This is a genomic window from Salinicola endophyticus, assembly GCF_003206575.1.
Classification (GTDB): Bacteria; Pseudomonadota; Gammaproteobacteria; order Pseudomonadales; family Halomonadaceae; genus Salinicola; species Salinicola endophyticus.
In genome coordinates this window covers 625,002-646,395 of sequence record NZ_PZJO01000003.1, presented here as the reverse complement: position 1 = coordinate 646,395, position 21,394 = coordinate 625,002, and the positions used below count along the sequence as shown (strand labels likewise).

Below are 21,394 nucleotides of genomic sequence, written 5' to 3'. Positions count from 1 at the left end.
TGCCGTTCTCATCGCTGACTGTCAATCGATTTATTCAATCTTTTCAACAGCTTAGCTAGCTTTTCCACCAACCCCGGGAACCTGTCTCGGCGTCAGCGGATGCGTACTTTACGGATCTCCCGCGGCCTTGGCAAGGGCTCGCGGTAAAAAAGTTGACCGAGCGGTCCGCCCCCGCCCCCAGAAACGCGTAACGCCCGCACAGGGCGGGCGTTACCGGGAAACGACGGCGCGATCAGCCGAGGGTGACGCGGGCGTAGCGCTTCTTGCCGGCCTGAATGACGTAGCACTTGCCGGTCGCCAGCATGGTGCTCGGGTTGACCACCTCGCCATCGACCTTCACCCGGCCGTTCTTGAGCATGTCCTTGGCCTGGGCACTGTTGGTGGCCAGGTCAGCGCGATTGAGCACCGCGGCGATCGGGGCTTCGGCCGCCCCGTCGAAGCTCACCTCGACCTCGGGCAGGTCGTCGGGCAGCTCGCCCTCCGCCAGCTGATTGCCCGCAGAGCGGTGGGCGTTGGCCGCCGCCTCGTCGCCGTGGTAGCGGGCGATCAGCTCACGCGCCAGGGTCATCTTGATGTCGCGCGGGTTGGCGCCCTGCTCGATGTCGCGGCGAATCGCCTCGATCTCATCGTTGGACTTCAGTGACAGCAGCTCGAAGTAGCGCCACATCAGGCTGTCCGGCATCGACACCAGCTTGTTGAACATCACCCCGGGGGCATCGTCCACGCCGACGTAGTTGTTGAGCGACTTGGACATCTTGTTGACGCCGTCCAGCCCTTCGAGCAGCGGCATGGTGATGACCACCTGCGGCTCGCGCCCGAAGTGCTTCTGGATCTCACGCCCCATCAGCAGGTTGAACTTCTGGTCGGTACCGCCGAGCTCGACGTCCGCCTCGAGGGCGACCGAGTCGTAGCCCTGGACCAGGGGGTAGAGGAACTCGTGGATCGAGATCGACTGCCCCGCGCGGTAGCGCTTCTCGAAGTCGTCGCGCTCGAGCATGCGCGCCACGGTGCTCTGGGCGGCAAGTTCGATCATGTCCGCTGCCGACATCTCACCGAACCACTCGGCATTGAAGCGCACTTCGGTCTTGGCCGGATCGAGGATCTTGAATACCTGCTCACGATAGGTCTGGGCATTGGCCTTGACCTCCTCTTCGGTGAGCGGCTTGCGGGTGACGTTCTTGCCGGTGGGATCGCCGATTCGCCCGGTGAAGTCCCCGATGAGGAAGATCACCTCGTGGCCCAGGTCCTGGAACTGGCGCATCTTGGTCAGCAGCACGCTGTGCCCCAGGTGCAGGTCGGGTGCCGTGGGGTCGAACCCGGCCTTGATACGCAGCTTGCGGCCCGACTCGAGCTTCTTGACCAGCTCCTCCTCGACCAGGATTTCCTGCGTGCCTCGCTTGATCAGTGCCAGCGCCTCGGCGACCTCGGTCATCGTATCCGTCTCCACTCCAAACGCTATCGGTCTTGAAAGGCGGCAATAGTAGCATGACTGCCGGGCGCCGTTGAGCCGCACCCGGTGGCGCGTCAGTCGTCGTCGGCCAGGGTGAAGCGGCCCTCATCCGTCTCGCCGCCACCCTCGCCCGACTCGCCATACTTGATCAGCATGCGCAGGTCGTTGGCGGAGTCGGCGTGCGAGAGCGCGACACTCTCGTCGATCAGCCCCTGTCGATAGAGGGCATACAGTGACTGGTCGAAGGTCTGCATGCCCAGCTCCCGCGAACGCCGGATCAGCGGCTTGAGTTCGCTGATATCGCCGCGCCGGATCAGCTCGCTGATCAGCGGCGACTGCAGCATCACTTCGGTGGCCAGACAGCGCCCCTCACCATCCCGCCGCGGCAGCAGCTGCTGCGCCACCACCGCACGCAGGTTGAGAGAGAGATCCATCCATACCTGGTCGTGGCGCGTGGGCGGGAACAGATTGAGAATCCGCTCCACCGCCTGGTCGGCGTTGTTGGCATGGAGCGTGGCGAGACACAGATGCCCGGTTTCGGCAAAGGCGAGCGCCAGCTCCATGGTATCGCGGCTGCGGATCTCTCCGATCACGATCACGTCCGGCGCCTGGCGCAGCGCATTCTTCAGCCCGACCTCGTAAGACTCGGTATCGATGCCCACTTCGCGCTGATTGATGATCCCGCGCTGATGCGGATGCATGTACTCGATCGGGTCTTCGATGCAGATGATGTGTCCGCCGCTGGTGCCGTTGCGATGCTGGATCATCGACGCCAGGGTGGTCGACTTGCCGCTGCCGGTTCCCCCGACCACCAGCACCAGACCGCGCCGAATCGTCGGCAGCGTGGTGACCACCTCGGGCAGCCCCAGACTCTCCAGGGCGGGTATGTCATAGGCGATGCGGCGGACCACCATCGCCTGCTGGCTGCGCTGGAAAAAGGCACTGACCCGGAAACGTCCCTTGCCACTCAGGCTGAGCGCGAAGTTGGCCTCGCGCTCGCGCTCGAACGCCTCGCGGCTCCCCTGCGGCAGGGTCGTCGCGACCAGTTCACGCACCTGTTCAGGGCGCAGCGGCACATCGCCGAGCGCGACCAGCTTGCCGTCGAGCTTGAGACAGGGCGGTGCACCGGTGGAAATCAGCAGGTCGGAGGCCTGCTTGGCGATCATGATATCGAGAAGTTGTTCAAACCATTGATGCGGCGTCATGACGAGTCCTGAACAAAAAAACGGCTGCGACAGACCTGGAGCCCGTCGCGCTCGGCCCGCTCATCGGGCAGCGGTGTCGATGGCCTCCGGCACTAGCTCTCGAATCCCGCACGAGACTTGGCCTGTGCCTCCTGACGCGATACCACACCATCGGCGATAAGTCGGGCGAGCGCCGCATCCAGGGTCTGCATGCCCAGATTGCCGCCGGTCTGGATCGCCGAGTACATTTGCGCCACCTTACCTTCGCGGATCAGATTGCGGATCGCCGAGTTGCCGAGAAGGATCTCGTGTGCCGCGACACGTCCGCCGCCCTCGCCGGCGCGCTTGAGCAGCGTCTGCGAAATCACGCCCTGCAAAGACTCCGACAGCATCGAACGCACCATCCCCTTCTCGTCACCCGGGAAGACATCGATGATACGGTCGATGGTCTTGGCCGCCGACGTGGTATGCAGGGTGGCGAAGACCAGATGCCCGGTCTCGGCAGCGGTCAGTGCCAGGCGGACCGTCTCCAGATCGCGCAGCTCCCCCACCAGGATCACGTCCGGGTCCTCGCGCAGGGCGGAGCGCAGCGCCGGCGCGAAGCCCTTGGTGTCACGATGTACCTCGCGCTGGTTGATCAGACAGCGCTTGCTCTGGTGGACGAACTCGATCGGGTCCTCGATGGTGAGGATATGCTCCTGGCGGTGGCTGTTGATGTAGTCGATCATCGCTGCCAGCGTGGTGCTCTTGCCCGAGCCGGTAGGGCCGGTCACCAGCACCAGGCCGCGGGGGAGCATCGCCAGGCGCCGGAATACATCGCCCAGATCGAGCTCTTCGAGGGAACGCACCAGGCTGGGAATGATGCGGAACACCGCGCCGGCACCGCGCCCCTGGGTGAAGACATTGACCCGGAAACGGGCGACCCCGTTCACCTCGAACGAGAAATCGGTTTCCAGATCGGCTTCGAAGTCGCGCCGCTGGCGATCATTCATCACATCATAGATAAGCCGCCGGACCTGGCTGTCGTCGAGTGCCGGCACGTTGAGACGCCGCATGTCGCCATCGACACGAATCATCGGCGGCAGACCCGCCGAGAGGTGCAGGTCCGAGGCGTCTTGCTTTGCCGAAAACGCCAGCAGTTCGGTAATATCCATGGGCTTTTATACGATCCCCTGCATAAGGTCGCTGTCTAGTATGCCAGAAGCGTCGGTGCCCCAGTCCCTTCACGCGGCCAACCAGCGCCTGCAGAACGCTCTGCAGGCCGCAGGACGCCCCGCGCAGGCGGCCCGCATACTGGCCGTCAGCAAGACCAAGCCTGCCGCCATGCTGCGTCAGGCATATGACGCCGGTCAACGCGCGTTCGGCGAGAACTATCTGCAGGAAGCGCTGGAGAAGCAGGCCCAGCTGGCCGCTCTCGACGACATCGAGTGGCATTTCATCGGCGCCCTGCAGTCGAACAAGACCCGTGACGTCGCCGAGCACTTCGCCTGGGTCCACAGCGTCGAGCGTGAGAAGATCGCGCGCCGGCTGTCGGACCAGCGTCCGCCGACGCTCGCGCCGCTCAATGTCTGCCTGCAGCTCAATGTCAGCGGCGAGGCGAGCAAGGCCGGTGTCGACGCCGAGGCGCTGCCGGCCCTGGCCGAGGCGCTGCTGGGACTGCCCAACCTGCGCCTGCGCGGCTTGATGGCGCTGCCGGCACCGAGCGACGACCCGGCCCGCCAGCGTGAGGCCTTCCGGGCCGTACGTGTCGCCTTCGAGGGGCTGCGCACGCGCTTCCCCGAGGCGCCGCTGGACACCCTGTCGATGGGCATGAGCGGTGACCTCGAGGCCGCCGTGGCCGAGGGCGCCACGCTGGTACGCCTGGGCACCGCGATCTTCGGCAGCCGCCCGCCCGTCGGTGCCCGGCCTTGAGGCCACACTTTTCTTCGCTGCGATACAGGATTTCGTCATGACCGACTCATCCCAGGCCAGCCGTATCACCTTCATCGGTGCCGGCAACATGGCCAGCGCCATCTTCGGCGGCATGCTCGACAGCGGCTATCCGGCCGCCGCCATCACTGCCACCTCGCGCAGCCAGGAGCGACTCGACGCCATCGCCGCGCGGTATCCCGTCAACACCACCCGCGACAACCTCGCAGCAGTGGCCGAGGCCGACGTGGTAGTGCTCGCGGTCAAGCCACAGATGATGCGCGAGCTGTGTCTGTCGCTGCGCGAGGCGGTGCAGGCGCGCCGCCCGCTGATCATGTCGGTGGCCGCCGGGCTCGAAGCGGCCACGCTGGAGCAGTGGCTGGGCGGCGAGCTGCCCGTGATACGCTGCATGCCCAATACCCCGTCACTGGTCGGCGCTGGCGCCAGCGGTCTCTATGCCAATGCCCGCGTCGACGCCGCACAGCGCAGCCTGGCGAGCGAACTGCTGGGCGCGGTGGGACTGGTCGAGTGGGTCGAGGAGGAGGCGCAGATCGATGCCGTGACCGCCGTCGCCGGCAGCGGTCCGGCTTACTGTTTCCTGTTCATGGAGTCGCTGGAGGCCGCCGGCATCGCGCTGGGGCTGGCGCCGGAGAGCGCCCGTCGGCTGGCGCTGCAGACGGTCTACGGTGCGGCCAAGATGGCGCGGGAGAGCGAGTTCGAACCGGCCGAGCTGCGCCGCCGCGTCACCTCGCCCAACGGCACCACCGAGCGCGCCATCCAGAGCTTCCAGGATGCCGAGCTCGCGCGCATCGTGGCCGAAGCCGCCGAGGCCGCCGCAGAGCGCGCCCGCGAGCTGTCACGTGAACTGAGCCAGAACTGAAGTTGCCGAATCACTAGGAGATCATTCGATGGGCAGTCATCTTGGAAGCGCCGGTCTGATGCTGGTCAACAGCCTCGTCAGCATCTACCTCTTCGTCCTCATGCTGCGCTTCTTGCTGCAGTTCTCGCAGGCGGACTACTACAACCCCATGAGCCAGGGGATCGTCAAGGCGACCCAGCCGGTGGTGGCGCCGCTGCAGAAGATCCTGCGCCCGTTCGGCCGCATCGACATCGCCACCCTGTTCGCCGGCTTCTTGCTCAAGGCGATCGTGATCATCGCCATCTTCCAGTTCGCCGGCTTCGGCATGCCCCCGCTGCAGGGCATTCTGCTCGCCGCCATCGCCGGGGTGCTCAATGCCATTCTGAAGATCTACTTCTTCGCCCTGATCATCATGATCATCCTGAGCTGGGTGGCGCCCCGCGCGAGCCATCCCGGCGCGCTGCTGGTGATGCAGATCGTCGAGCCGATCATGGCGCCGGTGCGCCGTGTCATCCCGCCCTTGGGCATGATCGACCTGTCGCCGATCGTGGTCTTCATCGCCATCAACCTGCTCGACAGCCTGGTGGTCGGTGCGCTGGCCCGCGCCGCCGGCCTGCCGGGCGCCCTGGTCGGATTCTGAACGCCACCACCGCCCCCGGGTCGCACGCCGTACCCGGGGGCGGTCGTCTGCCCTGCTGATTCTGGAGACCTCCGCGTTTCATGTCCGCTTCCTTCCCGCCCGACTCGGTCGGCCTGGTCACGCCCCAGACCGCGACCTTCGACACGCCGCTGCCGCTCGCCTGCGGCAAGACGCTGGAGCGCTTCGAGCTGGTCTACGAGACCTACGGCACGCTCAACGCCGAGCGCAGCAACGCCGTGCTCGTCTGCCATGCGCTCTCCGGTCACCACCATGCCGCCGGCTACCACGCCGCGGATGAGCGCAAGCCGGGCTGGTGGGACGCCTATATCGGCCCCGGCAAGGTGATCGACACCGAGCGCTTCTTCGTCGTTTCGCTCAACAACCTGGGCGGCTGCCACGGTAGCACCGGCCCGGGCAGTCTCAATCCGCAGACCGGCCGGCTGTGGGGGCCGACCTTCCCGGTGCTCACGGTGGCCGATTGGGTGCATAGCCAGGCGCGCCTGGCCGACCACCTCGGCATCTCCCGCTTCGCTGCAGTGGTCGGCGGCAGTCTCGGTGGCATGCAGGCGCTGCAGTGGACGATCGCCTATCCCGAGCGGGTCGCCAATGCGGTGGTGATCGCCGCCACGCCTCGCCTCTCGGCCCAGAACATCGCCTTCAACGAGGTCGCCCGCCAGGCGATCCGTTCCGATCCCGACTTCTTCGACGGCTGGTACGCCGAGCGCGAAGCGATCCCCAAGCTGGGGCTGAAGCTGGCGCGCATGATCGGCCACATCACCTACCTCTCGGAGCACTCGATGGGCTCGCGCTTCGGCCGCGACCTGCGCAGCGACCAGCTCAACTTCGGCTACGACGTCGAGTTCCAGGTCGAGTCCTACCTGCGCCACCAGGGCGACACCTTCTCGACCCGCTTCGACGCCAACACCTACCTGCTGATGACCAAGGCGCTGGACTACTTCGACCCCGCCGGCCAGCACGACGGCGATCTCGCCGCGGCGCTGGCTCCGGTCGCCTGCCCTTATCTGGTGATCAGCTTCACCACCGACTGGCGCTTCGCCCCGGCGCGCTCGCGCGAGCTGGTCGACGCCCTGCTGCGCGCGGGCAAGGCGGTGAGCTACGTCAACGTCGATTCGCCCCACGGGCACGACGCCTTCCTGCTGCCCAACGACCACTACGAAGCGGTGTTCGGCAGCTTCATGCAGCGGGTCCATGCTGACATTCGCGGGGAGGGCCACTGATGCGCGCCGATCTCGAACTGATCTACGACTGGGTGCCCGCCGGCGCCCGCATTCTCGACCTCGGCTGCGGCGACGGCACCCTGCTGGACACCCTCGGCCAGCGCAAGGGCGTCACCGGCTACGGGCTGGAGATCGACCCGACGGGGCTCGCCGCCTGCCTGCGCCGCGGGGTCAACGTGATCGAGCAGAATCTCGACGACGGCCTCGGCAACTTCGACGACGACGCCTTCGACGTGGTGGTGATGACCCAGGCGCTGCAGGCCCTGCGGCGACCGGACAGCATGCTGGTCGAGATGCTGCGGGTGGCCCCGGAGTGCATCATCGCCTTTCCCAACTTCGCCTTCTGGAAGCACCGCCTGCACCTGAGCCTGCGCGGTCGCATGCCGGTATCGCGCTCGCTGCCCCACGCCTGGTACGACACCCCCAACATCCACCTGTCGACCTTCCGCGACTTTGCCAACCTGTGCCGTGAAAAGGGCGTGCGCATCGCCGACGAAGCGGTAGGCAGCGCCGATCACCAGCCCCACTGGACCTCGCGGCGCTGGCCCAACCTGTTCGGCGAAACGGCAATCTTCCGGGTCTGTCGCGGCCGCTAGTCGGCCGCTGGCGCCAGCCGGCGCTCGAGATCCACCGCCAACTGGCGCGCCAGCCGCATGCCCAGCGGCCGGCCCTCGGCCTGGCGCAGCTCGCAGCCATAGGCCAGCACCTCGACCCCCTGCGCAGCCACCTCGCGTAGCCGTGCGGCGTAGGCAGGGTCGAGATGCGCCGCCGGCGCCACGTCCTGGATGCCGGTATGCGCCACGCAGAACAGCAGCACGCTGCGCTGGCCCGCGGCGGCGAGTGCGGCCAGCGCATCGAGATGGCGCCGACCGCGCTCACTGACCGCATCGGGAAAGTAACCGTGGCCGTCACGCTCCTTCAGTGTGACCTGCTTGACCTCGACGTAGCAGGCGTCGCCGGAGGCCAGGTCGAGGCGGAAATCGAGTCGCGCACCCTCGACCTTGACCTCCGGCGTCAAGCGCGCGAAGTCGGCCAGGGGCGCCACGCGTCCGGCCCGCAGTGCCGCCGCCACCAGCGCATTGGTCCGCCCGGTGTGTACCGAGACCCAGTCGATCCCGCCCTGGCCGTCCGGCAGCTCGATCAGCTCCCAGGTCCAGGCCAGCTTGCGCGCCGGATTGGTACTCGGCGACAGCCACACCCGGCAGCCGGGCACATTCACCGCGCGCATCGAACCGGTATTGGGGCAGTGCGCCACCACCTCGCGGCCGTCATCGAGCTGCACATCGGCCAGAAAGCGCTTGTAGCGGCGCAGCAGCGTGCCGGGCACCAGTTCGATCCGGGGCTGAGTCTCGAGCTGGCTCATCCGCGCCCCCGGCGGGTCAGAAAGCGCTCGAGACGCGAGACCGCCTCCTCCAGCCGCGCCACACCGGTGGTGAAGGCGATCCGCACATGATGGGCCCCACCGCGTACGGCAAAATCGGTGCCCGGGGTGATCGCCACGTTCTCCTCGTCGAGCAGTGCGCGGCAGAACGCCTCGCTGTCATCGGTGTGGGCGGAGACGTCGAGCCACACATAGAACGCGCCCTGGGGCGGCTGCGCCGGCGCCAGGCCCAACCGAGCCAGCCCCGCGAGCAGCGCATCGCGGCGCACCTGCAGCTCGGCGCGACGCGCTTCCAGCTGGTCCAGGCAGGCCGGCGAGAAGGCCGCCAGCGCGGCGTGCTGGGAGAGCGTCGGCGGCGCCAGGAAGACGTTCTGGGCCAGCCGCGACAGCGGCTCCAGCGCGGCCTCGGGGGCCACCAGCCAGCCCAGCCGCCAGCCGGTCATACCGAAGAACTTGGAGAAGCTGTTGACCACGAACGCCTCCGGCGCCACGCTCACCGCGGAAACCGGATCGACCCCGTAGCACAGCCCCTGATAGATCTCGTCGACCAGCAGCGCCCCGTCACGGGCCGCCACCGCCTGCGCCACTGCCGACAGCTGCGACGCCGACAGCATGTGGCCGGTAGGATTGGAGGGGGTGGCCAGCATCGCCAGCCGCGTGCTGGGCTGCCAGTGCTCGGCGAGCAGTGCGGCATCGAGCTGCCAGCCGCTCTCCGGCCCCACGGGCACACAGTCCACCGCGGCCTCGGCCAGCGCCATGAAGTGACGATTGCAGGGATAGGTGGGATCGGCCATCAGTACCCGGTCACCGCGCTGCACCAGCAACTGACTCGCCAGCAGCAGCGCCCCGGAAGCGCCGGGGGTGACGATCACCCGACGCGGATCGAGTGCCACCCCGTGGCAGCGCTGGTAGTGCGCGGCGATCGCCTCGCGCAGCGCCGGCAGTCCGCACGCCGGGGTGTAGCGGGTATGCCCCGCCGCCAGCGCCTGCTGGCCCGCCGCGACCACCGCCGCCGGGGAGGGAAAGTCGGGCTCACCGATCTCCAGATGAATGACATCGTGGCCGGCAGCCTCACGGGCCTGGGCCGCTTCCAGCAGGCGCATGACGCGAAACGGCGCCACCGCCGCCAGGCGATCGCTCCATGACATCTTCTATCGACTCCTCTCGCCGGGGCCCTCGCCGGGCCGGACGCCGACAGCGGCGGCCGACACCACACATCGCCCCATGGGATGGGACCACCGCAGCGCCCGGCGACATACCGGTCGCAGCGTCGCGGCAGCCGAAAATAAAGCGTGGCTTTGGTTGCAATGCAGCAACTTTTTCGCTAAACAAGCATGGCTTCGGGCGGCGGCTGATGCTGCCCATGGTCGATTCTCGGCCGAATCACACGCGTCACGACACTTGTGTAACGAGGCAGCCCCATGCCAGTAGCAGAAAAGAAAACGGAAGCGCCCAAGGCATTCACCCCGTACCAGCCGGCACCGGGTGAAGAGTACATGAACGAAAAGCAGCTTGCGCACTTCCGTGAGATCCTGCTGGGCTGGAAACAGGATCTTATGGAAGAGGTCGATCGCACGGTGCGCCACCTGCAGGAAGAGGCGAACAACTTCGCCGATCCCGCTGACCGGGCGACGCAGGAAGAGGGCTTCAGCCTCGAGCTGAGAACGCGTGACCGCGAGCGCAAACTGCTCAAGAAGATCAACGAAACGATCGACAAGATCGACGAAGACGATTACGGCTTCTGTGAAGCGTGTGGCGTCGAGATCGGCATCCGCCGCCTCGAGGCACGCCCCACCGCCACCCTGTGCGTCGACTGCAAGACGCTGGCGGAGCTGAAAGAGAAGCAGCTCGGCGGCTGATCGCGCCAGATAGCCCGTCGATCCACGGATCCCCAGGGCCAGCAGCAGACGGGCACCGGCGGGTGCCCGTTTTGTTTTCCCGTACCGCTTGCTCTTCCTGTCACGCTTGCTTTTCCGTTCCACGATGGAGAGACGATGCCCTACGTCGGTCGTTTCGCCCCCACGCCCTCCGGCCCGCTGCACCTGGGCTCGCTGGTCGCCGCCCTGGGCAGCTGGCTCGACGCGCGCGCTGCCGGTGGGCGCTGGCTGCTGCGCATCGAAGACATCGATCCGCCGCGCTGTCCACCCCAGGCCGCAGCGACCATTCAGCGCCAGTTGGAGGCCTTCGGTCTCACCTGGGACGACGAAGTGTGGTTTCAGCACCAGCGCGACGACGCCTACCAGACCGCGCTCGAACACCTGGCCACTACCGGCCGGGTCTATCCCTGCGGCTGCTCGCGCAAGGAGTGGCAGCATCTCGGCCACTACCCCGGCTGGTGCCGCGAAGGCCCGCGCCATCCCGAGCGCCCCCAGGCGTGGCGCCTGCGTACCGACCTCGGCCCCCATCCGGTGACCTGGCAGGACCGGCTGTTCGGGACCCAGCGGCTCGACCCGACCACCCAGGGCGACGTGGTGGTCAAGCGCAAGGATGGCCTGTGGGCCTATCAGCTGGCGGTGGTGGTCGACGACGCCGCCCAAGGCATCACCGACGTGGTGCGCGGCTATGACCTGCTCGACAACACGCCGTGGCAGCGCCAGCTGCAGCAGGCGCTGAACTACCCCGAGCCGCGTTACCTGCACCTGCCGCTGATTCGTGGCGATGACGGGCAGAAACTCTCCAAGCAGAACCTGGCGCCGCCGCTGCCCCTGGACGATGCGGCCGCACGCCCGCTGCTCTACCAGGCGCTCGCGCTGCTCGACCAGCAGCCCCCCTTGGCCCTGCGTCAGGCGCCGGTCGCCAACCAGCTGGCATGGGCGGTGGATGCATGGTCCCCGCAGGCGCTGACACCCCGCGCCTACCGCGATCCGGCCTGAGCGCAAGCGGCACGCACGTCTACCCCATTCGGCTGACGACCATGGTCTAAGCGCAATTTGTGTCGTTTTGCGTCACCCTTGTCGCCATTGCAGGAGGGGTTCTGCACCAATAACAAGCATCGGCGGCTTTCTCTGCCCCGTTTTGAATCACCCCCTCGAGCATACGGGCCGACAAGATCAAGAGCTGGCCTCGAAGAAAAAGCCAACCCTTTGATCAAAAAGAAAAAACCAGGGGTTGGCACGCTCAGTGCACTCACATTGGACAAGAAGAACAATCGACACACACCGGTCGCACACAACAACAAGATCAACGACCGGTAGACAGAACTGACGCCAACAACAACAACTCAGGCGTCGACTCGAACGACTCGCTGCCGCCGGACCGACAACAACGACAACGGTCTCCAGGCAACCAGAGGGATAACAACGACAACGCCCTCGAGTCAGGAATGCAATCAGGACGCGACGTTCTTCGGTAGGCCGGGCAACAACAACAACGCGCCCCGTAAATCGAAGACTTCCCGAAACAACAACAACACTCGGGAAAAGGCATTGCCTGTCGTGGTTGGATTATTGTTTTGAATACGAGGTGGTCGCCACCTTTGGTTTCACGACGACACGCGTCGGTGGCGCGCTAGTCAGGCGACTGTGTTGCGTATTCAAGGCGATGCGCCATCACGAACAAAAAGAAGCGGCATGGACGTTGCAGAAAAAGCTTAAGAGGGGAGGCCGATGGCCTCCCCTTTTTGCTGTGCGCCTGTTTCACCGTGGGCCGATCAGCGCGCCAGTGAAGGCTTGCACACCGCCGCCTGGCAGCCCCCTCCGGGCGCTCCGCCCTGGCGTCATCAGCCCCCCACAACCCGCCCTCGATAATCCGCCATACGGAGACGCAGCTGGACAGACGGCCAGGGCTTCGCTATGCAAGCATCCGGGGCTCCGCTACACTGGGGCTTTGCTATCTTGCGAGTCGACTTCGCCGCATGTTCAAAGGATTTTCCCGCTTTCTACAACGTCCCGGTGAACGTTTGAAGAGTCTCTTCGGCCCCGAGTCCGCCCGCGCCGATGCCGCCGAACCGGTCCTGCAGCAGATCGTGCTCCCACGCGACGAGCACAGCGTATCGCGCAAGAATCTGAGCGAAAACGCCCTCAAGGTGCTCTACCGGCTCAATGGCGCCGGCTACGACGCCTATCTGGTGGGCGGCTGCATCCGTGACTCTCTGCTCGGCCGGCAGCCCAAGGATTTCGACGTGGCCACCAGCGCCACCCCCGACGAGGTGCGCCAGCTGTTTCGTAATTCGCGCATCATCGGCCGGCGCTTCCGCATCGTCCATGTGCGCTTCGGCCGCGAGATCATCGAGGTCACCACCTTCCGCGGCAGCCATGGCGACGGTGACGACGGCAATGTCAGCCAGCAGTCCGACCAAGGGCTGCTGCTGCGCGACAATGTCTGGGGCAGCGTGGAGGAGGACGCCATCCGCCGCGACTTCACCGTCAACGCCCTCTACTACAGCGTCAGCGATTTCAGCATCTACGACTGGACCGGCGGTATCGCCGATCTCGATCTCCGCCTGCTGCGTCTGATCGGCGACCCCGAGACACGCTACCGCGAGGACCCGGTACGCATGCTGCGTGCCGCACGCTTCGCCGCCAAGCTCGATTTCGAGATCGAAGCCGGCACCGAGGCACCGATCCGCGAACTCGCCCCGCTGCTGCTGCAGATTCCGCCGGCACGCCTGTTCGAGGAGGTGCTCAAGCTGTTTCTCTCCGGACATGCGGTGCAGAGCTTCCGCTGCCTGCGCGAACTCGGCCTCTACGCCATGCTGTTCCCGGAGAGCGACGAGGCGTTGGCGGAACTGCCCTGGGCAGAGTCCCTGGTCGAGCAGGCGCTGGCCAACACCGACGCCCGCCTGGCCGAGGATCGTCCGGTCACCCCGGCCTTCCTCTTCGCCGCGCTGCTGTGGCCCTGCGTGGTGCAGCGCACCGCCCAGGTGGCCCACGAGCAGGAGCTGCCCGATGTTCCCGCCCAGCAGGCAGCGGCACAGCAGGTCATCAGCCGTCAGCTCAAGCACACCTCGATTCCCAAGCGTTTCAGCATCCCCATGCGTGAGATCTGGGATCTCCAGCAGCACCTGCCGCGCCGGCGCGGGCGCAAGGTGTTCCAGACGCTGGAGCATCCGCGCTTCCGCGCCGCCTATGACTTCCTGCTGCTGCGCGAGCAGGCCGGCGAGCTAACGCCGGAGCTGGGCGAGTGGTGGACCGAGTTCCAGCACGCCGACGAGAGCCGTCAGCACGAGCTGATGCAACAGGTCGATGGCGGCCATCCGGCCTCTACCAACGGCAAGCCCAAGCGCCGCCGTCAGCGCAAGCGCCGCCGTCCGAGCAACCGTGCCGCGCCGCCGACCCTGGATGAGTGAGTCCGTCGGCGCACTGGCCTATATCGGCCTCGGCAGCAATCTGGAAGCGCCCCGCGCGCAACTCGAGCGTGCTCTCGAGGCGTTGGCGGTGCTGCCGCTGAGCAACCTGGTGGCACGCTCCTCGCTCTATGCGAGCGCGCCCGTGGGGCCCCAGGACCAGCCGGATTTCGTCAATGCGGTGGTCGCGCTGCGTACCCGCCTGTCGCCGCTGGCGCTGCTCGACCAGCTGCAGGCGCTGGAGCAGCGCCACCGCCGTGTTCGCCTGCGCCACTGGGGGCCACGCACGCTGGACCTCGACCTGCTGAGCTACGCCGATCTGACCCTGGAGACGCCGCGTCTGACGCTGCCGCACCCGCAGCGACTGACACGGCGTTTCGTGCTCGAACCGCTGGCCGAGATCGATCCCACACTGGTGCTGGATGGCACCCCGGTGGGCGAGCGCGCCGCCGCCCTGGCTCATCAGCCGCTGCACCGCCTGTCCCCGTGAACACTGCTACACCGGCCTGCCCCCTGACAACCGGGCGCGTCACCCCCAGCCGGTACGCAGCGGGGTTCGCGGCCAGCGCCTAACGTCGTGTTGCGTCCCCCCCACAACGCTTTACACTCGGCCCCGCGCCAAAGGTACCCAGCGTTCGTTAGCTGCGAGAGAACCGTGATGAAGCCCGTTACCCTGAATACGCTGAGCAACCTCAAGACGCAAGGCGATACCTTCAGCTGTCTGACCGCCTACGATGCCACCTTCGCCCGCTGCGCCGACGAGGCCGGCATCGAGGTGCTGCTGGTGGGCGACTCCCTCGGCATGGTGCTGCAGGGCCACGCCAGCACGCTGCCGGTCACCCTCGATGACCTCTGCTACCACACCCGCTGCGTGGCCCGCGCCAAGCGCCACAGCCTGCTGATGGTCGACCTGCCGTTCATGAGCAACGTCGACACCGCGCAGCTGCTGCGCGACGCCGGCACCCTGATGCGCGCCGGCGCCGAGCTGATCAAGATCGAGGGCGAGGCGTGGATGGCCGATGGGGTCAATGAACTCCATCGCCGCGGCGTACCGGTGTGCGCCCATCTCGGCCTGACCCCGCAGAGCGTGCACCGTTTCGGCGGCTTCAAGGTTCAGGGCCGCGAGCGCGATCAGGCCCAGCGCATCATCCACGATGCCCAGTGCCTGGTCGACGCCGGCGCGGCGGTGATCCTGCTGGAGTGCGTGCCGGCGGAGCTGGGCAAGGCGGTACGCGACGCTGTCGCCGCCCCGGTGATCGGCATTGGCGCCGGGGCCGAGGTCGACGGCCAGATTCTGGTGATGCACGACGTGCTGGGACTCAACAGCGGCTACGTGCCGCGCTTCGTCAAGAACTTCCTGAGTGGCCGTGACAGTATCCCCGATGCCTTCCGCGCCTATCACGAGGCGGTGAAGGCGCGCACCTTCCCGGCCGAGGAGCACACCTTCTGATGCACACCCTGCACGCCGTTGCGCCGCTGCGCGAATGGCTCGCCGGCGAGCGCCGCGGCGGCCAGCGTATCGCTCTGGTACCGACCATGGGCAACCTGCATGCGGGCCATCTGGCACTGGTCGACCGCGCCCGCGAACTGGCCGATGTGGTCGTGGCGACGCTGTTCGTCAATCCCCTGCAGTTCGGCCCGGGCGAGGATTTCGCACGCTATCCGCGCACCCTGGCGGCCGACAGCGAGCAGCTGGCGCGACACGGCTGCGATCTGCTGTTCGCGCCCAGCGTGGAGACCCTCTATCCACAGGGGCTCGAGGGCCTGACCCAGGTGCGGGTGCCCGGGGTCTCGGAAGGTCTCTGCGGCGGCAGCCGCCCCGGCCATTTCGACGGTGTCGCCACCGTGGTCTCGCTGCTGTTCCATCTGATCCAGCCGGATGTCGCCTGTTTCGGCGAGAAGGATTTCCAGCAGCTGGCGGTGATTCGCAAGCTGGTGGCCGATCTGCACTTTCCGATCCAGGTCGAGGGCGTCGCCACAGCGCGCGCCGACGATGGCCTAGCACTCTCCTCGCGCAACGGCTATCTCTCCGCCGAGGAGCGCCAGCGCGCCAGCGCGCTCTACCGCACCCTGCACGAGTGCGCCGCCGCGCTGAACCAGGGCACCGCGGTCGACATCAGCCTGGACCGGGCGCGCCAGGCGCTCGCGGACGCGGATCTGCAGTTGGACTATCTGGAACTGCGTGACCCCAGCCTGGCACCGCTGACACCCGGGGCAGCCGGGCCGGCGCGTCTGCTCGGTGCCGTCTATCTGGGCCCTACGCGGCTGATCGACAATATCGCGGTCACCCTGCCGGGGCCGGCACATGCCTGAACGCCACTGGCGTGCGGCGCTACCGGGCGATCTGCGCGTGATCGCCGCTTGGGTCGACTCGCCCCAGGCGCTCGAACGCTGGGCCGGCCCCGGCCTCTCCTGGCCACCGGACGCCGCCACGCTGTGGCGCGAGTTCGGTGGCGGCGCCACGCCCGCTTTCACCCTGCGCGAGGGCGAGCACCCCGTTGCCTTCGGCCAGCTCGTGCCCAGGGCCAGCGACCACTGGCATCTGGCTCGACTCATCGTCGCACCAGACCACCGCGGCCAGGGGCTGGGGCGCAGCCTGTGCCAACATCTGCTGGCGCAGGCCCGGCGGCGCCAGGCCCGCTGCGTCACGCTCAACGTGTTCCACGACAACCTCGCGGCACTCACCCTCTATCAGACGCTGGGCTTCGTCACTCGGGGCACGGCGGACGCCCGCGGCATACAGCCGATGTGGCTGCCGCGGTTTGCCGATTCCGGCCACACCACGGACAATGAGTGCCCGCAAGACGGCTGAGCGCCGCCTGCCGACTCGACGATCATGGTCAGAGACATCCAATGAACCAACTGAGACCGGACCCGTTCTCACCCTATCAGTTCTATTCGGCGCAGCAGTGGGCGGCCTTTCGCGCCGACACGCCGCTGACGCTCGCCTCCGAAGAGGTTCAGCGGCTGCGCTCGCTCAACGACCCGATCGATCTCGATGAGGTACGACGCATCTATCTGTCGTTGTCGCGGCTGCTCTCCTCCTACGTCGAAGCCAGCCAGCAGCTCTACGCCCAACGCAAGCGCTTCCTCGACATCGACTATACCCAGAAGACACCGTTCATCATCGGCCTGGCCGGGTCGGTCGCGGTGGGCAAGTCGACCACCGCGCGTATCCTCAAGGAGCTGCTGGCGCGCTGGCCGTCGAGCCCCAAGGTCGATCTGGTCACCACCGACGGCTTCCTCTATCCCAACGCGGTGCTCAAGGACAAGGCACTGATGACCCGCAAGGGCTTCCCGGAGAGCTACGACATCGGCGCCCTGCTGCGCTTTCTCTCCTGGATCAAGGCGGGCGTGCGCAACGTTCAGGCGCCGCTCTACTCGCACCTCACCTACGACGTGCGTGAGCGCGAATTCCAGACCGTCGACTGCCCCGACATCCTGATCGTCGAGGGCATCAACGTGCTGCAGGTGCGCGATCTACCCGAAGACGGCAAGATGGTGCCGTTCGTCTCCGACTTCTTCGACTTCTCGATCTACATCGATGCCGAAGAGCAGCATATCCACGACTGGTATCTGGAGCGCTTCAAGCTGCTGCGCCAGACCGCCTTCCAGAACCCCGACTCCTTCTTCCACCGCTATGCCCAGATCGGCGAGGCCGAGGCGCTGGAGATCGCCGAGGGGCTGTGGCGCGACATCAACCGCCGCAACCTGCGCGAGAACATCCTGCCGACCCGCCCGCGGGCCGATCTGATCCTGCGCAAGGGGCGCGACCATCTGGTCGAACAGGTGGCACTGCGCAAGGTGTGACGCGCACGCCAGACTCGCCTGCTCTGCAAAGTTGCCGCACAGAGGTTGTCCAGACATAGCGTTTTGTCAGCCTGTGTGACGGCGGCGAACTTTCGCCGCTGTTTCCCCTCCGATAGCTGTCAACTTTGGTCGCAGACAGGAAGGCGGGATGCTGGTTTCGGTACAGGCGCTGCGCGCCCTGGCGGCGTGGATCGTCGTCTTTCACCACTTCATGCAGGTGTTCTTCGGCTTCCAGGCCGATAACTGGGTCGAGTATCTGCTCTCCACCCGCGGCCAGGTGGGGGTGGACATCTTCTTCGTCATCAGCGGCTTCGTGATCACCGTCTCGACCCGCGGCAAGCGGCTTTCGATGCCCCAGTTCCTGCTCCAGCGCTGCGCCCGAATCGTGCCCGCCTACTGGCTGTATACCGCGATCACCGCCCTGGTGATCGTATTCACCAGCGACGTCATGCCGGAGTACGGCTTCAGTGTCATCGGGCTGATCAAGTCGCTGCTGTTCATCCCGGCCGAGAACCCGGCCGGCTACGGCTACTACCCGATCCTGCCGGTGGGCTGGACGCTCAACTTCGAGATGCTGTTCTACCTGGTATTCGCCGCTTCGCTGCTGCTGGCGCGGCCGTGGCGGCTGTGGGGGCTGGTGATCGCGATCGTGGCGATCAATACGCTATTCGCCCGACAACCTTTCATCAGCAGTTTCTATAGCGATCCGATCATCTTCGAGTTCCTGCTCGGGGTCGGCATCGGCGTCTACTACGCCCGCCACGGGCTGCCCACCGGGCGGGTATGGCCGCTGCTGCTGATCGGGCTCAGCGTGGCGACGCTCCTCTCCTTCGACGACCCCGCCGGCACCCTGCGCTTCTTCGCCTGGGGCCTGCCCAGCGCCCTGCTGGTGATTGCCTGTATCGCGCTGGAGCCGCATATCGGCGACAACCGGGTGTTCAAGCGCATGGGCGACTGGTCCTACTCGACCTACCTGCTCCACGTCATCGTGCTGTGGTGCGGCAACTACCTGCTCACCCAGCGCCTCGGGCTCGGCCCCTATCTCACCCTGGCGATCTGCCTGCCGCTCATCGCCCTGCTCTCCTGGATCAGCTTCGAGCTGGTGGAGAAGCGCCTGTCGCGACGGATCAAGCGCTGGCTGCCGCCACCCCGTGCCACTACCGCTAGCGCCTGAGCTCGCAGGGTGCCCGCCAGGGAGGCAGGGCACAAAACATCGTCGGGAACGATTCTAGACGCCAAAGGCGGCCCGTAGGGCGCCCGCCAGGGATGGCCGGGCACAAAAACGCCCGGCCCGCACGAGGCGGACCGGGCGTGGTCGAGCGAGCAGCGGGCGCCGGTGCGGCGCCCGTAGACTTACTCGGTGACGACGAGGGACGCCTCGAAGGCGGCCTGCTCTTCCGGGGTGATCTCCTTGATCGACAGCTTCACGCGGTTGCGGTTGTCGATATCGAGCACCTTGACCGTCACTTCCTGGCCTTCGCTCAGGTAGTCCTTCACGTCGTTGACGCGCTCCGGCACGATCTGCGAGATGTGCACCAGGCCGTCGGTACCCGGCATGAAGTTGACGAAGGCGCCGAAGTCGGCCAGACGCACCACCTTGCCGCGGTAGAGCTTGCCGATCTCGGCTTCGGCGGTGATCGCCTCGACACTGTCGATGGCACGCTTGGCCGCGGCGCGGTCTTCGGCGTAGATACGCACGGTACCGTCGTCGTCGATGTCGATGGAGGCGCCGGTCTCTTCGCAGATACCGCGAATGGTGGCGCCGCCCTTGCCGATGACGTCACGGATCTTGTCCGGATCGATCTTGATCGTCTGCATCGCCGGGGCGTAGTCGGAGACTTCGTTGCGGCTCTCGGCGATGACCGCGTTCATCTTGTCGAGGATCTCGATACGCGCCTGATGCGCCTGGGAGAGCGCGGTCTCCATGATCTCTTCGTTGATGCCCTCGATCTTGATGTCCATCTGCAGTGCGGTCACGCCCTGGGCGGAACCGGCCACCTTGAAGTCCATGTCACCGAGGTGATCTTCGTCGCCCAGGATGTCGGTGAGAACGGCGAAACCGTCATCGTCCTTGACCAGCCCCATGGCGATACCCGCGACCGGCGCCTTGATCGGCACGCCAGCGTCCATCAGCGCCAGCGAGGTGCCGCAGACGGAAGCCATCGAGCTGGAGCCGTTGGACTCGGTGATCTCCGAGACCACGCGGATGGTGTACGGGAAGTCCTCTTCGCTGGGCAGCATCGCCTGCACGCCACGGCGTGCCAGTCGGCCGTGACCGATCTCGCGGCGCTTGGGGCCACCCATGAAGCCGGCTTCGCCGACGCTGTAGGGGGGGAAGTTGTAGTGCAGCAGGAAGCGATCCTTGCGCTCCCCTTCCAGCGACTCGATCAGCTGGGCGTCACGCAGCGTGCCCAGGGTGGCGATGACCACGGCCTGGGTCTCGCCGCGGGTGAACAGCGCCGAGCCGTGGGTACGCGGCAGCACGCCGACCTTGACGTCGAGCGGACGCACGGTCTTGTGATCACGGCCATCGATGCGCGGCTCGCCGGCGATGACGCGACGCCGCACGGTGTGCTTCTCGAGGCTGGCCAGGGCACCGCTCACCTCGTCGGCGCTGAACTGCGGGCTGTCGCCAGCGGCGAACTGGGCCAGCGCATCGCTGCGGATCGCGGCCAGGGCATCCTGACGCGCCATCTTGTCGGTGATGCGATAAGCCTCGCCGATTTTGGCTTCGAAGGCGCCGGCGATGGCGCTCTTGAGGGCGGCGTTGTCGGCCGCCGGCTGCCAGTCCCACTTGGGCTTGCCGGCTTCCTGGGCGAATGCCTTGATCGCGTCCACCGCGACCTGCATCTCCTGATGGGCATAGAGCACGCCGCCGAGCATCTCGTCTTCGCTCAGCTCCTTGGCCTCGGACTCGACCATCAGTACCGCCTTGTCGGTACCGGCCACGACCATGTTGAGCTCGGTGGTGGCGAGCTCATCCACCTTGGGATTGAGGAAGTAGCCACGCGACTCGGTGAAACCGACACGGGCGGCGCCGATCGGGCCGTTGAACGGCAGCCCGGAGATCGCCAACGCGGCCGAGGTGCCGAGCATCGCAGCGATGTCCGGGTCCTGGTTACGGTCGGCGGAGAGTACGGTACAGATGACCTGGACTTCGTTCATGAAGCCTTTGGGAAACAGCGGGCGGATCGGACGATCGATCAGACGCGAGGTCAGCGTCTCTTTCTCGGTGGGGCGCCCTTCACGCTTGAAGAAGCCGCCGGGGATCTTGCCGACCGAGTAAGTCTTCTCCTGGTAGTGCACGGAGAGCGGGAAAAAGTCCTGGCCAGGCTTGAGATCCTTGCGGCCGACGACGGTACACAGCACCACGGTATCATCCATGGTGACCAGCACGGCGCCGGTAGCTTGACGGGCGACGCGCCCGGTTTCGAGAGTGACGGTGCTGGCACCGTACTGGAAGGTGGTTTCGACCGGATTCACGGGTATTCCTTCAACTTGTCGGATTCATGTGGGTCTTTTGACTCGGCGACCATTCTAGGCGTTCGCGCTGGCGAGAGCTACCGACGTCGCCTGCGTGACACACGCTGCGGGCACAGGCTCAGGAGCGCGAAAAGGGGCCGAAGCAGAGGCCGAAGAG

General features: G+C 66.5%; 20 protein-coding genes. 14 read left to right on the top strand and 6 right to left on the bottom strand.

The window, feature by feature from the left end:
• Positions 1-232: 232 nt before the first annotated feature.
• From tyrS to DOM66_RS09445, 3 genes are all read right to left on the bottom strand, one after another.
• On the bottom strand, positions 233-1,432 hold the full coding sequence (gene tyrS, locus DOM66_RS09455; RefSeq protein WP_110674156.1) for a tyrosine--tRNA ligase: 1,200 nt from the start codon (positions 1,430-1,432) through the stop codon (positions 233-235).
• A gap of 92 nt (positions 1,433-1,524) precedes the next feature.
• The gene (locus DOM66_RS09450; protein ID WP_110689957.1) at positions 1,525-2,655 is read right to left on the bottom strand and encodes a PilT/PilU family type 4a pilus ATPase; all 1,131 of its coding nucleotides are present in this window, start codon (positions 2,653-2,655) and stop codon (positions 1,525-1,527) included.
• A 92-nt stretch (positions 2,656-2,747) separates the two neighbouring features.
• Complete coding sequence (locus DOM66_RS09445; RefSeq protein WP_110689956.1) at positions 2,748-3,788, bottom strand: type IV pilus twitching motility protein PilT; 1,041 nt, start codon at positions 3,786-3,788, stop codon at positions 2,748-2,750.
• Between the two features lie 40 nt (positions 3,789-3,828).
• Between DOM66_RS09445 and DOM66_RS09440 the strand changes: the two genes are divergently transcribed.
• From DOM66_RS09440 to metW, 5 genes are all read left to right on the top strand, one after another.
• Positions 3,829-4,545, top strand: coding sequence for a YggS family pyridoxal phosphate-dependent enzyme (locus DOM66_RS09440; RefSeq protein WP_110689955.1), 717 nt, complete (start codon positions 3,829-3,831; stop codon positions 4,543-4,545).
• Positions 4,546-4,582: 37 nt separating this feature from the next.
• Positions 4,583-5,422, top strand: a complete 840-nt coding sequence (proC, locus tag DOM66_RS09435) for a pyrroline-5-carboxylate reductase (RefSeq protein ID WP_110674152.1) — start codon at positions 4,583-4,585, stop codon at positions 5,420-5,422.
• A 28-nt stretch (positions 5,423-5,450) separates the two neighbouring features.
• Positions 5,451-6,041, top strand: a complete 591-nt coding sequence (locus tag DOM66_RS09430; RefSeq protein WP_110674151.1) for a YggT family protein — start codon at positions 5,451-5,453, stop codon at positions 6,039-6,041.
• A gap of 80 nt (positions 6,042-6,121) precedes the next feature.
• Positions 6,122-7,279 (top strand): homoserine O-succinyltransferase MetX, encoded by a 1,158-nt coding sequence (gene metX / locus DOM66_RS09425; protein ID WP_110674150.1) that lies wholly within the window; start codon positions 6,122-6,124, stop codon positions 7,277-7,279.
• Positions 7,279-7,875, top strand: a complete 597-nt coding sequence (gene metW, locus DOM66_RS09420; RefSeq protein ID WP_110689954.1) for a methionine biosynthesis protein MetW — start codon at positions 7,279-7,281, stop codon at positions 7,873-7,875. The genes metX and metW overlap by 1 nt, the downstream gene beginning before the upstream one ends.
• Here the strand turns inward: metW and sfsA are convergent.
• Positions 7,872-8,642 carry a DNA/RNA nuclease SfsA gene (gene sfsA, locus DOM66_RS09415; protein ID WP_110689953.1) on the bottom strand — a complete coding sequence of 257 codons (771 nt, stop codon included), beginning with the start codon at positions 8,640-8,642 and terminating at the stop codon, positions 7,872-7,874. The genes metW and sfsA overlap by 4 nt on opposite strands.
• Positions 8,639-9,808 (bottom strand): aminotransferase class I/II-fold pyridoxal phosphate-dependent enzyme, encoded by a 1,170-nt coding sequence (locus DOM66_RS09410; protein WP_110689952.1) that lies wholly within the window; start codon positions 9,806-9,808, stop codon positions 8,639-8,641. Before DOM66_RS09410 ends, sfsA begins: the two co-directional genes overlap by 4 nt.
• A 273-nt stretch (positions 9,809-10,081) precedes the next feature.
• Here DOM66_RS09410 and dksA point away from each other — a divergent pair, with 273 nt between their 5' ends.
• The 9 genes from dksA to DOM66_RS09365 all read left to right on the top strand — a co-directional run bounded on the left by dksA (position 10,082) and on the right by DOM66_RS09365 (position 18,928).
• A complete protein-coding gene (gene dksA, locus DOM66_RS09405) occupies positions 10,082-10,519 on the top strand; it encodes an RNA polymerase-binding protein DksA (protein WP_035476187.1) in 438 nt (145 codons plus the stop codon).
• 135 nt (positions 10,520-10,654) lie between these two features.
• Positions 10,655-11,533 carry a tRNA glutamyl-Q(34) synthetase GluQRS gene (gene gluQRS, locus DOM66_RS09400; RefSeq protein WP_110689951.1) on the top strand — a complete coding sequence of 293 codons (879 nt, stop codon included), beginning with the start codon at positions 10,655-10,657 and terminating at the stop codon, positions 11,531-11,533.
• A gap of 980 nt (positions 11,534-12,513) precedes the next feature.
• Positions 12,514-13,947 (top strand): polynucleotide adenylyltransferase PcnB, encoded by a 1,434-nt coding sequence (gene pcnB / locus DOM66_RS09395; protein ID WP_110674146.1) that lies wholly within the window; start codon positions 12,514-12,516, stop codon positions 13,945-13,947.
• Entirely contained in the window at positions 13,940-14,434 is a 495-nt protein-coding gene (gene folK / locus DOM66_RS09390) for a 2-amino-4-hydroxy-6-hydroxymethyldihydropteridine diphosphokinase (RefSeq protein ID WP_110689950.1), read from the top strand. Before pcnB ends, folK begins: the two co-directional genes overlap by 8 nt.
• 168 nt (positions 14,435-14,602) lie before the next feature.
• Positions 14,603-15,394 carry a 3-methyl-2-oxobutanoate hydroxymethyltransferase gene (gene panB / locus DOM66_RS09385; RefSeq protein WP_110674144.1) on the top strand — a complete coding sequence of 264 codons (792 nt, stop codon included), beginning with the start codon at positions 14,603-14,605 and terminating at the stop codon, positions 15,392-15,394.
• Positions 15,394-16,257 carry a pantoate--beta-alanine ligase gene (panC, locus tag DOM66_RS09380; RefSeq protein ID WP_110689949.1) on the top strand — a complete coding sequence of 288 codons (864 nt, stop codon included), beginning with the start codon at positions 15,394-15,396 and terminating at the stop codon, positions 16,255-16,257. The genes panB and panC overlap by 1 nt, the downstream gene beginning before the upstream one ends.
• Positions 16,250-16,756: a GNAT family N-acetyltransferase gene (locus DOM66_RS09375; RefSeq protein ID WP_110689948.1), complete on the top strand. Its 507-nt coding sequence runs from the start codon at positions 16,250-16,252 to the stop codon at positions 16,754-16,756. The genes panC and DOM66_RS09375 overlap by 8 nt, the downstream gene beginning before the upstream one ends.
• A gap of 41 nt (positions 16,757-16,797) precedes the next feature.
• Positions 16,798-17,754, top strand: coding sequence for a type I pantothenate kinase (coaA, locus tag DOM66_RS09370; protein ID WP_110689947.1), 957 nt, complete (start codon positions 16,798-16,800; stop codon positions 17,752-17,754).
• Positions 17,755-17,902: 148 nt separating this feature from the next.
• Complete coding sequence (locus DOM66_RS09365; protein ID WP_110689946.1) at positions 17,903-18,928, top strand: acyltransferase family protein; 1,026 nt, start codon at positions 17,903-17,905, stop codon at positions 18,926-18,928.
• A 179-nt stretch (positions 18,929-19,107) separates the two neighbouring features.
• On the opposite strand, the gene pnp is transcribed toward DOM66_RS09365, so the two are convergent.
• The gene (gene pnp / locus DOM66_RS09360; protein ID WP_110674139.1) at positions 19,108-21,237 is read right to left on the bottom strand and encodes a polyribonucleotide nucleotidyltransferase; all 2,130 of its coding nucleotides are present in this window, start codon (positions 21,235-21,237) and stop codon (positions 19,108-19,110) included.
• Positions 21,238-21,394 lie beyond the last annotated feature (157 nt).